The 19,023-nt window shown below is 67.7% G+C and carries 17 protein-coding genes; 9 read left to right on the top strand and 8 right to left on the bottom strand.

Translation table 11 applies throughout. The annotated features are described in order from the left end of the window. Positions 1-10: 10 nt before the first annotated feature. The gene (locus AC1DP9_RS12680; protein ID WP_477107538.1) at positions 11-349 is read right to left on the bottom strand and encodes a 2TM domain-containing protein; all 339 of its coding nucleotides are present in this window, start codon (positions 347-349) and stop codon (positions 11-13) included. 292 nt (positions 350-641) lie between these two features. Between AC1DP9_RS12680 and AC1DP9_RS12675 the strand changes: the two genes are divergently transcribed. Next, the gene (locus AC1DP9_RS12675) at positions 642-1,052 is read left to right on the top strand and encodes a hypothetical protein (protein WP_454757648.1); all 411 of its coding nucleotides are present in this window, start codon (positions 642-644) and stop codon (positions 1,050-1,052) included. 19 nt (positions 1,053-1,071) lie between these two features. Here AC1DP9_RS12675 and AC1DP9_RS12670 read toward each other — a convergent pair whose 3' ends face one another. The 5 genes from AC1DP9_RS12670 to AC1DP9_RS12650 form a co-directional block, all read right to left on the bottom strand. Continuing rightward, the gene (locus AC1DP9_RS12670; protein WP_477107537.1) at positions 1,072-1,701 is read right to left on the bottom strand and encodes an MliC family protein; all 630 of its coding nucleotides are present in this window, start codon (positions 1,699-1,701) and stop codon (positions 1,072-1,074) included. 23 nt (positions 1,702-1,724) lie between these two features. Next, on the bottom strand, positions 1,725-2,117 hold the full coding sequence (locus AC1DP9_RS12665; RefSeq protein WP_477107536.1) for a cupin domain-containing protein: 393 nt from the start codon (positions 2,115-2,117) through the stop codon (positions 1,725-1,727). 806 nt (positions 2,118-2,923) lie between these two features. Further along, positions 2,924-4,747, bottom strand: coding sequence for an alpha,alpha-trehalase TreF (treF, locus tag AC1DP9_RS12660; protein WP_477107535.1), 1,824 nt, complete (start codon positions 4,745-4,747; stop codon positions 2,924-2,926). A 56-nt stretch (positions 4,748-4,803) separates the two neighbouring features. Further along, entirely contained in the window at positions 4,804-5,106 is a 303-nt protein-coding gene (locus tag AC1DP9_RS12655; RefSeq protein ID WP_477107534.1) for a HigA family addiction module antitoxin, read from the bottom strand. A 156-nt stretch (positions 5,107-5,262) separates the two neighbouring features. Then, positions 5,263-6,204 (bottom strand): LysR substrate-binding domain-containing protein, encoded by a 942-nt coding sequence (locus AC1DP9_RS12650; RefSeq protein WP_477107533.1) that lies wholly within the window; start codon positions 6,202-6,204, stop codon positions 5,263-5,265. A gap of 101 nt (positions 6,205-6,305) precedes the next feature. On the opposite strand from AC1DP9_RS12650, the gene pcaH reads away from it, so the two are divergent. The 7 genes from pcaH (at position 6,306) to AC1DP9_RS12615 (ending at position 14,961) form a co-directional block, all read left to right on the top strand. Continuing rightward, positions 6,306-7,010: a protocatechuate 3,4-dioxygenase subunit beta gene (pcaH, locus tag AC1DP9_RS12645; RefSeq protein WP_092301461.1), complete on the top strand. Its 705-nt coding sequence runs from the start codon at positions 6,306-6,308 to the stop codon at positions 7,008-7,010. A 4-nt stretch (positions 7,011-7,014) separates the two neighbouring features. Further along, complete coding sequence (gene pcaG / locus AC1DP9_RS12640) at positions 7,015-7,584, top strand: protocatechuate 3,4-dioxygenase subunit alpha (protein ID WP_477107532.1); 570 nt, start codon at positions 7,015-7,017, stop codon at positions 7,582-7,584. A 76-nt stretch (positions 7,585-7,660) separates the two neighbouring features. Beyond that, entirely contained in the window at positions 7,661-9,037 is a 1,377-nt protein-coding gene (locus AC1DP9_RS12635; RefSeq protein WP_477107531.1) for a 3-carboxy-cis,cis-muconate cycloisomerase, read from the top strand. Between the two features lie 24 nt (positions 9,038-9,061). Further along, positions 9,062-10,231, top strand: coding sequence for a bifunctional 3-oxoadipate enol-lactonase/4-carboxymuconolactone decarboxylase PcaDC (gene pcaDC, locus AC1DP9_RS12630; protein ID WP_477107530.1), 1,170 nt, complete (start codon positions 9,062-9,064; stop codon positions 10,229-10,231). A gap of 47 nt (positions 10,232-10,278) precedes the next feature. After that, positions 10,279-11,475: a 4-hydroxybenzoate 3-monooxygenase gene (gene pobA, locus AC1DP9_RS12625; RefSeq protein ID WP_441592542.1), complete on the top strand. Its 1,197-nt coding sequence runs from the start codon at positions 10,279-10,281 to the stop codon at positions 11,473-11,475. 94 nt (positions 11,476-11,569) lie between these two features. Next, positions 11,570-12,124, top strand: coding sequence for a lipocalin family protein (locus tag AC1DP9_RS12620; protein WP_477107529.1), 555 nt, complete (start codon positions 11,570-11,572; stop codon positions 12,122-12,124). 131 nt (positions 12,125-12,255) lie between these two features. After that, a complete protein-coding gene (locus AC1DP9_RS12615; protein WP_477107528.1) occupies positions 12,256-14,961 on the top strand; it encodes a tannase/feruloyl esterase family alpha/beta hydrolase in 2,706 nt (901 codons plus the stop codon). A gap of 88 nt (positions 14,962-15,049) precedes the next feature. Here AC1DP9_RS12615 and AC1DP9_RS12610 read toward each other — a convergent pair whose 3' ends face one another. Then, positions 15,050-16,741, bottom strand: a complete 1,692-nt coding sequence (locus AC1DP9_RS12610; protein ID WP_477107527.1) for an ABC-F family ATP-binding cassette domain-containing protein — start codon at positions 16,739-16,741, stop codon at positions 15,050-15,052. Positions 16,742-16,976: 235 nt separating this feature from the next. Here AC1DP9_RS12610 and AC1DP9_RS12605 point away from each other — a divergent pair, with 235 nt between their 5' ends. Then, complete coding sequence (locus AC1DP9_RS12605) at positions 16,977-17,909, top strand: MBL fold metallo-hydrolase (RefSeq protein ID WP_454757654.1); 933 nt, start codon at positions 16,977-16,979, stop codon at positions 17,907-17,909. A 100-nt stretch (positions 17,910-18,009) separates the two neighbouring features. Here the strand turns inward: AC1DP9_RS12605 and argC are convergent, their stop codons facing one another. Beyond that, a complete protein-coding gene (gene argC / locus AC1DP9_RS12600; protein WP_477107526.1) occupies positions 18,010-18,933 on the bottom strand; it encodes an N-acetyl-gamma-glutamyl-phosphate reductase in 924 nt (307 codons plus the stop codon). Positions 18,934-19,023 lie beyond the last annotated feature (90 nt).

Raw genomic sequence — 19,023 nt, 5'->3', positions numbered from 1 at the left:
GAGGGGAGGTTTAGTCGCGGTTCATGAACTGGTCGATCTTGCGGGACTCCCAGTCGCGCCCACGTTGCGAGACGCGCCACCAGACCAGCAGGCCATGGATCGTCAGCCCCAGCCCCCAGGCCAGCGTGGTGGTGAGCGGCCACGGCCAGCCGGCCTCAAGCGAGCGGTGCGCCCAGCTGGGCGACGGCATGAACAGGAAGCGGAACCAGAGCCATCCGTTCACGGCGAGGTAGATCAGCAGGTGCAGATACCAGCCGCGCAGCGCCCGGACCATGCGGTGGGCGCGCCAGTACGCCATGGCGTTCTCGTCGGCGGGGTTGGTCGGGCGGTGCATCGCGTCGTGTCGCATCGGGAACCTCATCGGAAAGGGTTGATGAGGACAAATTACGCCGCCGGCGGGTGGGATGCCAGGGCGAGGCGCCGAATCGACGGATCCGCTTCGCGAATGACCGGAACGGGGCGTCAACGACAGGGCGCGTTGCAAGGGAATTGAAAGCTTATGGCGGGTTAACGCGCGACTATCGCAGCGATTAGACGCATTGGCTGGAACAGTCTGTTGCCCATCCCGCCCATTGCATTGCAGCAATCACCACCTAATCTTCGTGGGACAGTTCTTTCGGTTACAACAAGGAGGTACCGCCATGAACCTGACGCTCGAAGCCATTCTGCCCGCCCAACGCGAAACCGGCGCGGCCGTGGGGGACTCGGTCACTGCCATTCAACACCAGGACATCGTTGTCGCGTTCTCCGCGCTGATGGCTTCGCAGCAAGTGGCGGTGCTGCACATGCTCTATCCGCGCACCGATGCGCGCACGCACCGCAGCCTCGGCCACCTGGTCAACGCGCTGCACGGCCACGGCCTGCACCGCGTGGCGGAGCTGGTGGATCAGGAAGCGCACTACCTCGTCTTCAAGGACCCGACCGAAGCCTGGCGCGCCATGCACGAGATTCGCCATGACTCGCTGGCCATCGGCGTGCACCTGTACTACAAGGGCAAGACCGGCGATGCCGCCGAGGTGGCGCTGGACGTCGACGCCCATCGCGCGCACTGACTCGGACCGCCCCGGGATCTTATTCCGGGGCCTCCACGCGACAGGTCATGGCGGGCTTGCCCGGTAGCTCAAACTGGGCCTCGGGGCCCTTGTCCCAGAACATCGCCTCGCCGGCGTCGGTCGTGGCCGCATAGCGGGCACCCGACGCCGCGCGCGTCTGCGACAACAGCAGCTTCTTGTCCAGCCACGTCAGGTAGGCGTAGCCGGGTTCGGTCTGCACGAAGGTGGCCAGGATCAGCGCGTCGGCCCCCGGGCAGCGCACCGAGAACGGCCCCCGGGTGATGCCCTTGGCGTCCTGCGTGCGCGGGCCGGCGAAGTTCTGCCGCAGCAAGTGAATCCGATCGATGTATTCGGCGGTGGTGCACGCGCGTGCGTCGCTCGCCTTCCAGCAGTCGTTGCGACCCTTGATCCAGCCGCGCTGCTCGGCCAGCAACGTCTTCTTGCGGCTCGTGCTCATGGAGCGCGCGTCGAGCGCCAGCCCGTACAGGCGCGTCGTTTCCTTGTCGAGCTTCGCCAGCGTATCGTCCTTGCAGATCATCTGCTCGATCTGGCCTTCGGCCCGCTTGCAGTCGAAGCTGGGGCTGGCGGCGTGCCCCGCGCCTGTCAGCACGCCGAGCACGGCACCCAGCAGGATACGGCGTGGAAGCATGGCCAGACCTCCTCCGGGCGTGGTCAGCCCGCGTTGCGTTCCAGGACGACGAAGTGCTTGCGCACGGGCTCGATCACTTCAAATACCCCTTCGAAACCAGCCGGGATCACGCAGGCATCCCCGGGCCCGAACTCGCGCGTCACGCCGGCATGGTCGGTGATCCGCAGCCGGCCGCTGATGACGTGGAAAAACTCCTCCTTGCCAGCCGGAAACGCAATACGCCACGCGCCGGGCTCGCACGCCCAGATCCCACAATCGAAATCGCCCGCCGCGGCGCTGTAGTGCGTCCACGTGGTGCGATCCGGGTTGCCCTCGACAAGGCGATCCGGCCTAGGCCGGTCGTGCGTGGGCGCAGGGTCGGCGCGGAAATCGGTCAGGACGGGCAGGGCAGGAAGGGTAGAAAGGGGTTTGGACACGGCTGTACTGGACGGAATGAATGCTCAACAAATGGCAGCCGCCAGTGTAGCCCGCCCGGTCGGCTTCTCGGGGTGGGCCACCGCACCGTCATGGATGTGCGCTTGGGGCATCACGGCTTGGTGGCCAGGGGGAGTCATGGATCATGCTTCACGCCATCGATCCATCGCACATTGTCGGTGTACTGCCGCCCCGGAATGCTGGATGACGGAAGCGAAGCGGCATGCGCGCTTGCCGGACGATGGCCCGAGAACGGATTCAGGATCCTCACTCCCGTACTGGCGAAGTCGCGGACGTTCTGGCGGCTATGCGTCACTGATACCGGGCGAAGTCCTCGTCGTCATGCGCGTCGCCCCGGTGCCGTGAAAAGGAGGGTCAAAACGTGTCCAGTTGTTGCGGCCACTTGATGCAGCGCAAGAAAGGTCGGCGTGCGGTGGGGGGACGGATCGCGCTGGGGCGTGGCGGGGCGTGGCGGGGCGTGGCGGGGGGAGCGGGGCGCGTGGCAAAACCTGCGCGCACAAAAAAGCGGTCCCACAAAGAAATACCCCGACGCGCGGGATCGTCGGGGTAGTAAGAGTTGCCAAGTCGTTTGGGGTCGTGTCGAGTGACCCTGGGGCAAGTGTGACCTGCGCTGCTACGCCCGCCAATAACTCAGCTGAGTTATTGCGGGAAACGAGGACAAAGCTCGCAAATTCGGCTGCTGCACTGCGAGATTCTGAACAAAAGAACGAAATTCCATGATGCGCACCGAAAGGCGCCGCCAGCCCCGCTGCACGCGTGGCATCACTCGTTAGGGTGATGGGCGCGGTTACCCGTTGGCGTCGCGCCGGCCGGCCGCGCTGTGCGTTGCGGGATGGTGGGGGTATTCCATGAGCAGCGCGCTTACCACGCCGTTGGTCCAGCCGAAGCCGTCCTGGAGCGGATATTCGCCGCCGCCGCCGCCCTCTGCGCCGTCCATGCGCGGCTCCAGCCGATATTTCTCGACTAGCTTGTACTCGTGGGTGTAGAGGCTGCCCACCGTGGCGAGCCAGCGGTGCGCGATCTCGTCGGCCAGCGCCTCGCAGCCGTAGCGCCGCAGCCCGTGGATGGCGATCCACTGCAACGGGGCCCAGCCGTTGGGCTGGTCCCACTGCTGGCCGGAGTCCCGCTCGGTCGTAGCCAGGCCGCCTGCCTCGAGCAGCCGGGCGCCCGCCACGTCGGCCACGCGCGCGGCCTGCGCGGGCGTGGCCATCCGCAGGTAGAGCGGCATCAGCGTAGCCGCCGTCAACAGTTCGCGCCGCTTGCCGCGCTGCCAGTCGAAATCGAAGAACGCGCCGGCGTCCTCGTCCCACATGGTGGCGAAGATGGCGTGGCGCCGCCGCTCGGCAGCTTCCGCATATTGCCTGGCGGAATCGGGTTCGCCGGTGGCGTTGCACAGCGCGGCCAGGCGGATTTCGGCATGCCAGAGCAGGGCGTTGAGGTCGATGGGCAGGATGCAGGTGGTGCGGATGGTGGCGAGGTCGCTCGCCGGCGCCTGGGAGAACCCGGTGATCGCATCGGGCTGGCCGTCGCACCATCGCGAACTGAAGTCCCAGCCTGACTCGGCCGCCGCACGCAGGTCGCGGTACACGATATGGTGGGGCCGGCCGCTGCGCCGCGCCGTCTCCACGTCCTCGAGGTAGGCCTCCTCGCGCGGATGGGCGCGGTCGTCCCAATAGCGGTTCAGCACCGCGCCGTCAGGCAGCCGCACCACGCGCCGGTGGGCCGCGCCGGGCCGCAGATGCGCCGCGCCGTCCATCCAGAACGCATATTCCAGCTTCAACTGCGGCAGGTAGGCGTGCGCCGCTTCGACGGCATGGTCCTCGAACAGCGTGGTCATCAGGGAGAACACGGGCGGCTGCGAGCGGGTGAGGTAATACGTGCGCGTGCCGTTGGGCACCAGCCCGTAGGTGTCGATCAGGTAGGCGAAGTTGTCCGCCATCGCGCGCAGCAGGTCATGCCGGCCGCTGGCCGCCAGCCCGAGCATCGTGAAATACGAATCCCAGTAATAGAGTTCGCGGAAGCGCCCGCCCGGCACCACGTAGGGGCGCGGCAGCGGCAGCAGCGAGCAGAGCGACGGATGCTCGGCGGGCTCGCGCGTCAGCACCGGCCACAGGCCGTCGATATGGTCGCGCAGGGAATGGTCGGGGTTGGAGACGTAGTGCTCGTCCGGAATCGATTCGCGCGCGAAGTGCGCCTGCACGAATGCTGCGAGCGAGAAATCCGCCGACTCGCGTTGCGCGCGATAGCGCTCCAGGATGACCTCTGGCGCCACCAGCGGCACGCAATCGGGAAAGGTCTTGCTGTCGGCGAACAGGCCGCTGGCCTGCACATCGACGAACAGTTCGGCGTAGCGCTCAGCCGGCGACACCGCATCGGCCGCCGCGCAGCCATGGAGCGTGCGCGGACCGGGGCAGGGGAGGTGGGTGACCGATGGCGCCAGCGCGTGGCAATGCGCGGGGCGAGGCGTGTCGGCGCAACTGGCTTGCCGCGCGCCAGCATCGGCCGCCGCGGGGCGGGTGTGGGCCACCACGTGCGGCACGGCGTGGGGCTCGGCATGAGCCTCCTGCCCGGGCGTGGCGCCGTCTCCCGCCGTCCTGCCTTGCAGTCGCATGGCCATGCCTCCCAGGGGTTTGTTTCACGGTGAGAGTCGGGGGGATTGGGCAAAGTTCAAACCGACTGGCCCTCGGCACCCGCAATGCGGGGAATGCGCTTGCGGGGCTTCTGCGCGGCCTGCCACAGGTCATAGGTCGTCTGCATGCCGCTCCACATCTCTCGGCTCGCGCCCAGTGCCTCTTCCAGCCGGATCGAGATATCAGGCGTAATGGCCGCATGGCCATTCACGATGCGCGACAGCGTGGCGCGCGTCACCCCGATATGGCGGGCGAAGGCGGAGATGGTCATGGAATCCAGGCCGTCCAGCCATTCGGCGAGCACCGAGCCCGGGTGGGGAGGATTGTGCATTCGAGTCATGCGTTGTCTCGCGTCTTTCAGTGATGGCCCGATGTTCGATTAAATCAGTTCGCCTTCGCGCCCATTTGGCCAAACGCGCGCGGATCTGTTACGAAGCGTGCAAATCCTGATGCAGTCCGTTGTCCAGCGGCGACAAACTCGCCTGCAACGCCCCCCTCACCGCCCCGCCGCAATCCCCCGAATCCCCGCCACAAATGCCTCCGCCACCGGTTCCAGTGTCCGGTCGCTGCGGCGGAGGAGGCCGATGGGTTCTTCGGTGCCTTGGGTGTCCACGGGCAGGAGGACCATTTCGCCGGCGGCGACGGCGCGGCGGGTGGCGGAGAGGGGGGCGGCCCAGACGGTGTCGCTCTGCTGCGTGAGCAGGCGGCCGAGGTAGGCGTCGGCGGTTTCCACGCAGCCTTCGGGCAGGGTGTGGCCGTGGCGTGCCAGCAGGCTCTCGGTACTGTGGCGCGGGATCGAGCCGACGGCGGGAATCACCAGCGGCCACGCCAGCACCTCGCGCAGGGTCGGGCGCGCGTTGTCGGCGAGCGGATGGCCCGCGCGCACGGCCAGCACCAGCGGCTCCGGGCCGAGCGATTCGAACCAGAGGCCTTCCATCGCGGCGGGGTCGTCCATGCGGCCGATGACGAGGTCGAGCACGTCGGCCTTGAGCAGGTCGATCAGCGTGCGGTTCATGCCGGTCTGCACGGCCAGCGCCACCTCGGGGTGCGCGGTGCGGAATTGCGCGACGGCGTCGAGCAGCAGCGCCGGCACGATGCTCGGCAGCGCGCCCAGCCGGATGCGTTCGTGGCGCGGGGCATCAGCGCCGGCCAGGCTGTCCGCCGCCGCGTCCACGTCCTCGATGATGCGCAGCGCATGGCGCAGGAAGCGCATGCCCGCCGCCGTCAGGTCCGTGCCGGCGCGCTGGCGCACCAGCAGCCGGGCGCCTACCAGTTCCTCGAGTTCGGTCAGCGTCTTGGACACCGCCGGCTGGGTCAGGCCCAGCCGCGCACCGGCCCGGCCCAGGTGCTGGGTCTGCGCCACGGTGACGAAGCAGTGCAGGTGCCGCAGCCGGATACGGGTGCGGAACAGATCGGGCGACGGATCCGATACATCCATAACTAAAAGTCATCCAAATTACGCGAAAACTCAATTTACATGACTTCCGGCGGTGCTTACAGTCTAAGTCTCGCCCCACACACCAAAACGGAGACAGCGCGATGCCCCCACGCCCCGGTCCCTACCGTCGCCCGTACTGGGACACCCAGCCCCCGTACCGCTTCGACCCCTATGGGTCCACGCAACTGCGCGCGCCGTCCCAGCCGCTGATCGCGCTGCCGCAATCGATTTCCGAGCTGACTGGCCCGACTTTCGGCCCCGAATTCGTCCGTGACGGTGACAACGACCTGACCGCCGGCCATGGCGGCGAGCCGATCGGCGAGCGGATTCTCGTGACGGGCCGCGTGCTCGACGAGAACGGCCGCCCGGTGCCGCACGCGCTGATCGAGATCTGGCAGGCCAACGCCGCCGGCCGCTATGTGCACAAGCGCGACCAGCACGACGCGCCGCTCGACCCCAATTTCACGGGCGATGGCCGCACCCTGACCGATGCGCAGGGCCGCTACCAGTTCAAGACGATCAAGCCGGGTGCCTACCCTTGGCGCAATCATCACAACGCGTGGCGTCCGCAGCACATTCACTTTTCGCTGTTCGGCAATGCCTACGCCACGCGCCTGGTCACGCAGATGTATTTCCCCGGCGACCCGCTGCTCGCGTTCGACCCGATCTTCAACTGCGTGCCCGATGCCAAGGCGCGCGACCGCCTGATCGCCACGTTCGACTGGGCGACCACCTCGCCCGAATACGCGCTCGGCTACCAATTCGATATCGTGCTGCGTGGCCGCGATGCCACGCCGATGGAGTAAGGCCATGCTCTACGCTACCGCCTCCCAAACCGTTGGGCCGTACCTCCATATCGGCCTTGCCGCGCTGGACTGCGCCGACCTGACCGCCGATGCCCCCGACCTGGCCGGGCAGCGCATCGTGATCGAGGGCCGTGTGATCGATGGCCGCGGCGAGCCCGTGCCGGACGGCATGGTCGAGATCTGGCAGGCCAACCCCGCCGGCCGCTATCGGCATGAGGAAGACACCGGCGACGCGCCGCTGGTGCCCGGCTTCACCGGCTTCGGCCGCGTGCCGACCGGCCCGGATGGCGACTTCCGCTTCGTCACGGTGAAGCCCGGCCCGGTGCCGGATCTCGCCGGTGGCCTGCAGGCGCCGCACATCATGGTGTCCGTGTTCACACGCGGGCTGGTCAAGCACGTGGCCACGCGGCTGTACTTCGGCGATGAAGCCGCCGCCAACGCCGCCGACAGCGTGCTCGGCCTGGTGCCGCCCGCGCGCCGCGCCACGCTGGTTGCCGAGGCCACGGCGCCCGGCAGCTACCGCTGGAACGTGGTGCTGCAGGGCGCGGACGAAACTGTGTTCTTCGATATCTGACCCCGGCACGCCTCGCCCTCCGCGAGGCGTTTTGCCGCACAATCGGAGCATTCCTACCGGTCCGCCCCCGCCGACGATGCCCTCAATTTCCCGCCTGACCGATCCGATGTTCGGCAGTCCCGCAGTGCTCGCGATCTTTTCCGATACCGGCACCGTGCGGCGCATGCTCGATGCCGAGGCGGCCCTCGCGCGCGCCGAGGCGCACTGCGGCGTGATTCCCGCGCAGGCCGCTGCCGTCATCACCGAAGTCTGTGCCGATGTCGGCGTGATCGACCTTGATGCCCTCGCGCAGTCCGCCGTCGCCGCCGGCAACCTCGCCATCCCGTTCGTAAAGCAGTTGACCGCCGCCGTGGCGCGGCGCGATGCCGAGGCTGGCCGCTACGTCCATTGGGGCGCGACCAGCCAGGACATCATCGACACCGGCGCCATGCTGCAACTGGCCGATGCCCTGCAGGCCATCGACATCGACCTGCTGCGCCTGGGCGATGCCTGCGCGACGCTGGCCACCGCCCACCGGACCACGCCGATGGTGGCGCGCACCTGGCTCCAGCACGCGCTGCCCACCACCTTCGGCCTGAAGGCTGGCGGCTGGCTCGATGCGCTGCGCCGCGACGTGATCCGCCTGCGCCAGTCCGCCGATCAGGCGCGCGTGCTGCAATTCGGCGGTGCCGCCGGCACGCTGGCCAGCCTGGGCGACAAGGCGCCCGCCGTGGCCGCGCAGTTCGCCCGCGAGCTGGGCCTGGACCTGCCCGCGCTGCCGTGGCACGCGCATCGTGACCGGCTGGTGGCGGTGGCGACGGCTTTGGGCCTGCTCACCGGCACGCTCGGCAAGATGGCGCGCGATCTGTCCCTGATGATGCAGACCGAAGTGGGCGAGGTGGCCGAGCCATCGGGCCCGGGCCGGGGCGGCTCCAGCACGATGCCGCACAAGCGCAACCCGGTGGGCTGCGCGGCGGTGCTGACCGTGGCCGTGCGCGTGCCGCCGCTGGTGGCGACGATGCTCGCCGGCATGGTGCAGGAGCATGAGCGCGCGCTGGGCGGCTGGCAGGCCGAGTGGGACACGCTGCCGCAAATCGTCACGCTCGCGGCCGGCGCGCTGCGCCAACTGGGCGACGTGGCGGCGGGCCTGGAAGTGGATGCCGCCCGCATGCGCGCCAATCTCGACCTGACGCACGGCCTGATCCTGGGCGAGGCTGCGATGCTGGCCCTCGGCGGCCGCATCGGCCGGCTGGAGGCGCACCACGTGGTGGACGCGGCCTCGCGCCGCGCCGTGGAGCAGGGCGAGACGCTGCGCGTGGCGCTGGCCGCCACGCTCGCCGCCAATCCCGCGCACGCCACGCTGTTGGATGACGCCGAACTGGACCGCCTCAGCGACCCGGCGCACTACGCCGGGCAGTCCGCCGCCTTCGCCGATGCCGCCGTGGCCGCCTGGCAGGCCCTGCGCGCCGCCTGACCCTATACCGACAAGGAGACCACGTTGCCCTATCTCGACCACGCCGGCGCCCGGCTGTTCTACACCGTCGATGGCCCGGACACCGCGCCCGCCATCGTCTTTTCCAACTCGCTGGGCACCGATTACACGATGTGGCAGCCGCAGGCCGCCGCGCTGGCGGGCCGCTTCCGGGTGGTGCGCTACGACGTGCGCGGCCACGGCCGCTCCACCGCGCCCGAGGGCGCCATCACGGTGGACGTGCTGGGCCGCGACGTGGTGGCCATCCTCGACGCCCTGCAGATCGGGCGGGCCGTGTTCTGCGGCCTGTCGATGGGCGGCCTTACCGGCATGTGGCTGGGCGCGCATGCGCCGGAGCGCTTCAGCCGCATCGTGCTGGCCAACACGGCGGCCAAGATCGGCACGGCAGACGCCTGGAACAGCCGCATCGACATGGTGCTGCGCGACGGCATGGCGCCGCTGACTGATGCCTCGCTGCAACGCTGGTTCACGCCGGGCTTCCTCGCCACCGCCGGCCATGCGCTCGATGACCTGCGCGCGGTGCTCGCTGGCCTCGACCCGCGTGGCTACGCCGGTAGCTGCGGCGCCGTGCGCGACGCGGACCTGCGCGAGGCCGTGAAGACCATCCCCGTGCCGGTGCTGGTGATTGCGGGCAGCGACGATCCATCGACCACGGCGGCGCAGGGCCGCGAACTCGCCGCCGCCATCCCCGGGGCGATCTATGTCGAACTGCACGCCGCGCACCTGTCCAACCGCGAGCAGCCGGGCCGCTTCACTGCCGCGCTGCTCGACTTCATCCTCGGCCGCCGCCCGGTGACCGACGACGCCGCGCGCTATGAGGCCGGGCTATCGGTGCGGCGCGACGTGCTGGGCAGCGCCCACGTGGACCGCTCGCTGCAACGGATCTCGCCGCTGACCGAGGAATTCCAGAACCTGATCACGCGCTACGCCTGGGGCGAGATCTGGACGCGCGAGGGCCTGCCGCGCCATACGCGCAGCCTGATCACGATTGCGATGATGGTGGCGCTGAACCGCTCGGAGGAGCTGAAGCTCCATCTGCGCGCCGCCGCCAACAACGGCGTCACGCGCGACGAGATCAAGGAAGTGCTGTTGCAGACCGCGATCTATTGCGGCGTGCCGGCGGCGAATTCGGCGTTCCACATGGCGGAGGAGGTCTTCGCCGAGCTTGACCGGTAGTTGGTAGTCAGCCGCACACCATAAAAAAACGGATCGGGAGACAGGCCATGGGTCAGCAGGGCAACGGCATGCCGCGCGCCACGCGCGTGGCGATCATCGGAGCAGGGCCGGCCGGGCTGTTGCTCGGGCAACTGCTTACCGTGGCCGGCATCGACAACGTCATCATCGAGCAGCGCAGCGCCGAACACGTGCTGGGGCGCATCCGCGCCGGCATCCTCGAATCGGTGACCGTGGATGCGCTCACGCGCGCCGGCGTGGACCAGCGGCTGCGCGCGGAGGGGCTGCGGCACCATGGCATCGAGCTGTCGTACCAGGGCGCGCGCCACCGCATCGACTTCCACGCGCTGATTGGCCGCGACGTCACCGTGTATGGCCAGACCGAGGTCACGCGGGACCTGATGGCGGCGCGCGCAGCGTCTGGCATGCCCATCGTCTACGAGGCCACCGAGGTCTCCCTGCACGATTTCGATACGGACCGGCCCCGCGTGACCTTCCGCCACGCCGGCAGCGCGCACGAACTGGCCTGCGACTATGTGGCCGGCTGCGATGGCTTCCATGGCGTGAGCCGGGCCAGCGTGCCGGAGGCATCGACACGGATCTTCGAGCGGGTCTATCCGTTCGGCTGGCTCGGCGTGCTGTCCGAGACGCCGCCGGTGGCCGACGAACTGATCTACGCCAGCCACGAACGCGGGTTTGCGCTGTGCAGCATGCGGTCGAAGACGCGCAGCCGCTACTACGTGCAGGTGCCGGCCACGGAGCGCGCGGAGAACTGGTCCGATGCGCGCTTCTGGGACGAACTGCGCGCCCGGCTCGATCCCGCCGCCGCGCAGGCGCTGGTCACCGGCCCGAGCATCGAGAAAAGCATCGCGCCGCTGCGCAGCTTCGTCTGCGAGCCGATGCGCTTTGGGCGCCTGTTCCTGGCGGGCGATGCCGCGCATATCGTGCCGCCCACCGGCGCCAAGGGGCTGAACCTGGCCGCCAGCGACGTGCTGTACCTCGCCGACGGGCTGATCGCCCAGTACCAGCACGGCGATCCGGCCGAACTCGACGCCTATTCCGCGAAATGCCTGCGGCGCGTGTGGAAGGCGGAGCGGTTCTCGTGGTGGATGACGGCGCTGCTGCACCGCTTCCCCGATGCCGATGCGTTCGCGCACCGCATCCAGCAGGCCGAACTCGACTATCTGGTCGGCTCCGAGGCTGCCTGCCGGGCGCTGGCCGAGAACTACGTGGGGCTGCCGGCGTAGGACGCTTGCCGAGGCGCAAGTCGTCTGCCGGCGGACAGCAGGGGGCGGCGATGGCACGCGACAATGCCGCTATCGCCCCCCCCGGAGGTCCGCCATGAAGCGTGTCGTGCTCGGGCTTGCTGCCCTCGTTGCCCTCACCACTGCCGCGCTGATCCCGGCGCGCGCCGAGCCGGCCGCGCCGCTGGCGCCCATCGCCTCGCTCGACGTGGCCCGCTACATGGGCACGTGGTACGAAATCGCCAAATATCCGAACCGCTTCCAGCGCCAGTGCGCCGGCCACACCACGGCGCAGTACGCGGCGCGGTCCGATGGGCGGGTCGACGTGGTGAACCGCTGCCGCAAGGCGGATGGGACGAGCGATGACGCCACCGGCGTGGCCCGGCCGGTGGGGGAGGCCGGCACGCCGAAGCTGGAGGTGCGATTCGCCCCGGCGTGGCTGTCCTTCCTGCCGTGGGTCTGGGGCGACTACTGGGTGATCGACCTCGACCCCGGCTACACGCTTGCTGCCGTCAGCGAGCCGGGCCGGGACTACCTCTGGATTCTTTCCCGCACGCCCACCGTGGATTCCGGCGCCTATCAGGCGCTGCTGCGCCGGCTGGAGGCGAAGGGCTTCGACATCACCCGGCTCCAGGCTACGCCGCAGGACTGACGTCCATCCATCCATATTCATGAAGTATGGATGCGCCATCCGACATATATTTTACGTAGCACCAAGCCGGTGATACCGTCTCGCTCCAACATGCGGCACAAGCACCGCATGCGCTTGGAGGAGACCACAACATGACATCCGGATCGAACGTCCGGCGGCGCCTGGCGCTGCTGGCGGCTGCCTGTGCGGCCACTGCATTGATGGCCGCGTGCGGCGGTGGCGACGACGCCCCGACGGCGTCGGGCGGGGCGCCCAGCACCGGCGCCCCCGGCACTGACAACCCCGACATCCCGACCCAGCCGGCCCAGCCGACCCAGCCGACCCAGCCGACGTTAAGCGCGCTGGAGGCCTGCAACGCGCTGAACGGCGCCAGCCTGCCGGCCTCGGCGCTGACGCTGGCCTCGGGCGGCGCCACGGTCAAGGCGGCTACGCTGGTTGCCGCCGATGCCACCGGCAACACGCTCGGCGAGTACTGCCAGGTGCGCGGCACCATCGCTCCCGTGGACGCTGCCGCGTCCAACATCAACTTCGCGGTGAACCTGCCGACGCAGTGGAACGGCAAGGGCATCCAGTTCGGCGGCGGCGGGTTCGACGGCACGCTGATCGATGGCACCGAGACCGTACGCTTCGCGCTGCCGGACGACCCGGCGCCGCTGGCGCGCGGCTACGCCACCTGGGGCGACGATTCGGGCCACCAGAGCACCAGCATCACCGATGGGCGCTTCGCCACCAACGACGAGCAACTCGCCAACTATGGCGGCGACACGCTCAAGAAAACCCATGACGTGGCCCTGGCGATGATCCGCCAGCGCTATGGCCGTGCGCCCACGCGGGCGTACTTCCTCGGCACCTCCACGGGCGGGCGGGATGCGCTGAGCTACATCCAGCGCTGGCCGGCCGACTACGACGGCGTCATCGCCAACGAGCCGGCGCTCAACTACACCGGCACGCGCCTCTCCAACGTGGCCGTGGGCCGCGCGCTCTACCTGAACGGCGGCGCCGGCTGGCTCAACATCAACAAGACGCTGATGGTGCAGGCCGCTGCCTTGGCCGCCTGCGACACGCTGGACGGCGTGGCCGACAAGGTGGTCAGCAATGTCGAGGGCTGCCGCCTTGGCGCGATGCAGGTACTGGCCAACCTGCGCTGCCCCGGCGGTACGGACACGGGCGACACCTGCCTCTCGGACGCGCAGATTGCCACCGTCAAGACCATCGAGCAGCCGCTCCAGCTGACCTACCCGCTGGCCAACGGCGTGACCGTGGCCGGCGGCTACAACATCCTGGAAGGCGCGCTGGTGGCGGGGCCGTTCACCACGCGTGACCTCGGCACGCGGCCAGTGCCCGGCAATCCGGCCACCACGGCGGATTCGAACATGTACCTCACCGGCGACCAATGGGTGAAGTACTTCGTCACCCGCGCCGCCACGTTCGACGCGCTGACCTTCGACCCCGCCAGCCCGGGTAGCTGGACCTCGCGCGTGCAGACCGTCTCGGCGCTGACCGATGCCACCAACCCGGACCTGTCCGCGTTCCTGGCGAAGGGCGGCCGGCTGATCCTGCTGCACGGGCTGGCTGACGAGGTCATCAGCCCCAATTCGACCATCGCCTGGTACAAGGCTGTGATCGCGCGGGTAGGGCAGGCGGCGGTGGACCAGGGCATCACGTTCTACACGGTGCCGGGCATGGGCCATGGCACGGGCAGCTTCCTGCCGGCGTGGAACTCCCTGACCGCACTCGAGAACTGGGTGGAGATGGGCGTGGCGCCGGGCCAGCGTACGGTGATGGACACCAACGCCGGCACCTATGGCCGCACGCGGCCGCTGTGCCAGTACCCGGCATGGCCGAAGTACAAGGGCTCGGGCAGCCAGGACGCGTCCATCAACTACACCTGCGAGGGCGCGTCGGGCATCGTGCAGTCCTGCCTGAACCTGCCGGCCGTGGCCACCACGTGGAAGGGCGGCAACACCAACGGCGAGGAACTGTCGGTGCGTGTGGACCCGGCCACCCTCCAGTACACCGTGACGATCGATGCCAGCCTGCAACGGACCGCCGGCGTGACGCGCACCGGCCAGCTTGTCTCGCAGGGCGGGTGCACTTATGCCAGCGACGAGAACGGCGCCAACTTCACCTTCACCGGCGGCGGGGTGCTGGCGGGCGGGGTGAGGCCGCTCTCGGGCGCTGGCTTCCTGCCGCTGGTGGCCTTCCAGACCGTGTCGTCGGACTTCAAGGCGGTGGCCGACATCTACAACGTCAATGGCGTGCAGACGGCGGTGGCGGGTGGCGCGGTGACACTGCGTACCGGCTCGGCACGGCTGCGCTCGTCGGCAGCCACGTGGCAGACCTGCTCGGCAACGGCGGCGGGCGGTTTCATGGTCTATGACGCGGCCTGCGCCAACACCAGCAAGGGCTACATTGTCTGGAACCCGGCGCGCAACGCGTTCGACTACTTCGTGGGCGGCACCATCGCCGCCGGCGACGGCGTGCTGAGCGGGTCGCTGATCAGCGGCATCGTCAACGGCAAGCCGGTGCCGCTGGTCCTCACGCGCTCGGCCACGGCCTACGGGATGAACGTGTACGCCTCGCAGCCCACGGCACCGCTGACGGCGGGCGCGGCCGATGGCCGGTACCGCATGATGGGTACCGATGGCAGCCAGGTCAGCGCCGACCTCAACGCCACGGCCATCGTGCGCGACGGCGCCTCGGGCGTGCTGACCTACAACCAGCCGGTGGCGGGCGTGCTCGACGCCTCGGGCGGGGTGGTGGCGTCGTACCTGTCGAACGGTGGTCTGCTGATCGGTACGTCGGCGGGACGGTTCGAGCTGGGGTTACTGAATTGATGTGACGCGGTGATGACGAAAAAGCGGGCCTTGATGGCCCGCTTTTAGCGCTCCTTTTTGGGCCGTAGCGCCGGCCCCCGCCCGCGATTCATTCCGCTATCAACTTCCAATGTCTTCCGTCTGACTCCAGCCGGTGCGTCAATCGAAGCGACTGCAGGAAACGTGTGTCGTGAGAGGCCACGACCAGGGCGCCGGGATAATCGTCCAATGCCTGCTCTACCGCCTGGATGGATTCCAGATCGACGTGATTGGTCGGCTCGTCCAGCAATAGCAGCTGCGCGGGCTCGGTGCTCCACAGCACGCACGCCAGCGCACCCTTGAGTCGCTCACCGCCGCTCAACGCACCGGACGGCAGGTTCACAAGGTCGGCGTTCAAGCCCAGCAGCGAAAGATGGCTGCGCAATACCCCGTCCGGCAGCGGCGTTTCCAGTTCATGCAGGCGTTCGAGAACCGACAGGTGGGGTGGCAACACGCTGGTCGCTCGCTGATCGAGCCATGCGCTGCGCACGCCGGTCTGGCAAATACCAGAGACCGGGGCAATGGTGCCCGCCAACATCTTCAGCAACGTTGTCTTGCCGCAGCCATTCGGACCGGTCACGGCGACGCGCACGGGTCCCGTCAGCGTCAGCGTAAGGGGCGCACCGTCTTCCGGAAACGGCGCGACGGCGTCTTCCAGATGGATCACGCGTTTGCCAGCCGCAATGGCAGTTGCTGGCAGGATAAGTGCGACAGCTTTATCGGGCTCGATTCGACGTGCTGCCAATTGAACCGCCTCGTCGAGCTTGAACTGCACGTCCTGCTGACGAAGTCGCTGCCGGCCTGCAAATACCTCTGCGCCATCCTTGCGGCGGCCCATGGCGATCCCCGGAAGATTCGCGTCCTTTGCGCCTTTCGTCTGACGTGCGGTGCGGCGCTGTTGCGCGTCATGTTGACGCTGCGCCGCACGCTCGGCGGCGTTGCGATCCGTCCTTGCGCGGTCGAGCGAAGCCTGCGCCGCCGCCGCTTCGGTGCTGCGCTGAGCCTGATAGAGCGTGTAATTGCCGCCGTAACTGCGCATCCCGCCCGGTGTCAGTTCGACGATGCGGTCCATCAGGTCCAGCAATTCCCGGTCGTGACTGACGAGAATCAGGCCGCCGGTCCATCGCTGCAACTTGTCACGCAGCCATTCGCGCGCGGTGTGATCCAGATGGTTCGTGGGTTCGTCGAGCACCAGGCCTTCCGCGTCGGATAGAAAGGCGCCGATCAGCGCAACGCGGGTAAGTTCGCCACCGCTCAGCGATCCCGCCAGCCCTTTTGGGTGCAGGTGCGGCAGTCCGCTGTCCGCCAGCGCCTGCTCCAGACTGGCGCGGATATGCCACCGTCCATCCAGTAAATCGAAGTCGGTGGGATGCGGCGTACCGCCTTCCATTCGCGCCAGCGCATCGAGTATTGGTGTCAATCCGGCGACATCGGCAACCGTCGCGCCTTTTGCGGGGACGATTTCCTGCGGCACGTAGGCGACCGTGCCATGGCGCGTGACCTGCCCGGTCTCCGGCTGGAACAAACCGACCAACACCCTCGCCAGCACACTCTTGCCCGCGCCATTCCGGCCGAGCAAGCCGGTACGCTCGCGCTGGAAGGTGTCATTCAGATCGTGTAGGAGCGTCCTGCCGTCCGGCAACGTCACCGTGACATGCCGCACGGAGATGGAGAAACCCGTGGCGTCCGGTGGGAGGCCATCGGAAGCAACGGGAGGCGCAAGCGTTAATACCCCAAGGGCTTCGCGTTCGATATCCGCCATAGTCGAATTCAAATGTTGATACAGCCGAGTGTCTCACGAAGGCCGGCGATTGTTGCCGCCAGGACAACATGCTGAGGGCCTTCACGATACTACTGGCGCCGGCTCCCCCTGACTACACTGCGTCACACGGTAGGTCGAATCGCGAGCACAACGAAGCGCGCGAATTTCGCGGTCGTTCTCGTCCACCGCGCCGCCCCACGCGGCTCACCCCATCAAACCAACAGGACTACTGAAAATGAGCGAAACAATCCACAATGTGCAGCCGGTTATCGCCAACGTTGGCAAAGAAGGTTTTGGCGAACTCGTGTCTTCCCGCTACGCCGTGCGCGTGGGTGACGTCGACGTCCTGCTGATCAGCGATGGGGTTCTGCCGCTGCCGACCTCCACCATGTCCACCAACGTGAAGGAAGCCGACCGCAACGAATGGTTCGACGATCGCTTCCTGCAGCGCGACATGTTCGACTGGGCGCTGAATATCGCCCTCGTGCGCAGCGGCGACCGCCTGATCCTGGTCGACTCCGGTGTGGGCGACGGTTTCGAATACTTCTCGCGCGCCGGTCGCTCGGTGCTGCGCCTGGAAACGGCTGGCATCGACCTCGCAGCCATCACCGACATCGTGATTACCCATATGCATATGGACCACGTCGGCGGGCTGAATGTGGATGGCGTCAAGGCCAAGCTGCGCCCGGACGTGCGCATTCACGTGGCGGCCGCGGAAGTGGAGTTCTGGAAGAACCCGGACTTTAGCAAGACGGTGATGCCGGAAGCGGTGCCACCCGCGCTCCGCAAGGCCGCCGCAACGTTCGTGGAACTCTACAGCAAGAACATCGTGCAGTTCGGCCAGACCGTGCAAGTGGCGGCGGGCGTGTCGGCGCGCGTGACCGGCGGCCACACGCCGGGACACTGCGTGGTGGACGTCGCATCGAAGGGCGAGAAGCTGACGTTCGTCGGCGACGCGATCTTCGAGGTCGGCTTCGAGCATCCCGCATGGCAAAACGGCTTCGAGCACGAGCCTGAAGTGGCCACGGAAGTCCGCATCGCGCTGCTCGACGAAGCCGCCGAAACCGGCTCCATGCTGGCCGCCGCGCACGTCGCATTCCCGTCCATCGGTCATATTGCGAAGAACGGTGATGCCTACCGCTTCGTGCCGGTGCAGTGGGATTACTGATATCGGTTGCACTGACGACTGTCAAAGAAGCCGCCGCGAGTTCATAAGACTCGCGGCGGTTTTTTTTCATCGCATGCTGGACGAATGCGCGACGCGTCTTCTACGCGAGCATCAGGTCCAGGTTTTGAATTGCGGCGCCGGATGCGCCCTTGCCTAGATTATCGAAAACCGCAGACAGGAGAACGTGCCCGTGCTCCATGCTGGGAAATACGCTCAAGCGCATGTCGTTTGTGCCGTTCAGCATTTGCGGATCCAGCTGCTTTACGGCGCTCGATTCTTGCAGCGGCAAGACATGTACGTGGTCCGTCTTGGCATAGTGGCGCGCGAGGCAGGCGTGCAACGTGGCGCCATTTGCGCCGGGTGCCAGCAGCCGCAACGTTAGCGGCACCGTCAGCACGATGCCCTGGCGGAACGCTCCGTATGCAGGGACGAAAATGGGCGGCTGCGCGAGCCCGGCGTGCTGCTGGATCTCCGGCGTGTGCTTGTGCGCGAGTTCCAGGCCATAGACCTGATATGAAGGCGCGTTAGCGGCTCCCGGCCCCTCATATTCCTCCACGCCGGCGCGTCCGCGTCCGGAATAGCCCGATACCGCATGAATGCTGATGGGGTAATCGCCCGGTATCAGCCCCGCTTGCACCAACGGACGCAGCAGGCCAATCGCACCGGTCGGATAGCACCCAGGGTTGGTGACCCGACGTGCGTTGGCAATGCGCTCGGCCTGCCCCGGCGCCATCTCCGGAAATCCGTAAGTCCAGTCCGGCTGTGTACGGTGGGCGGAGCTTGCGTCGATGACGCGAACCGCAGGATTGACGATGGTGGCCACTGCCTCGCGCGCGGCGGCATCCGGCAAACAGAGGAGGGCGATGTCGCAGGCGTTGATGGCTTCTGCGCGACGCCGCAAATCCTTGCGCTCCGCAGCAGCAAGCGTAATCAGCCTGATGTCGGTCCGGTTACGGAGCCGTTCGTGGATGAGCAAGCCGGTGGTGCCCTGGTCGCCATCGATGAAAACAACGGGAGAGCTCATACGTGAAAGACTCCGCTGACTTTGGGTTGTAAGAAATAGAGAGAAGCCTCATATTGCGTGGACCACTACAATAGAGAAAGTTGAATTTCA

It is taken from the genome of Cupriavidus sp. 01L43, from assembly GCF_056399925.1.
The sequence above is the reverse complement of the archived record's forward strand: the minus strand, read 5'-3'. Positions and strand labels throughout refer to the sequence as shown.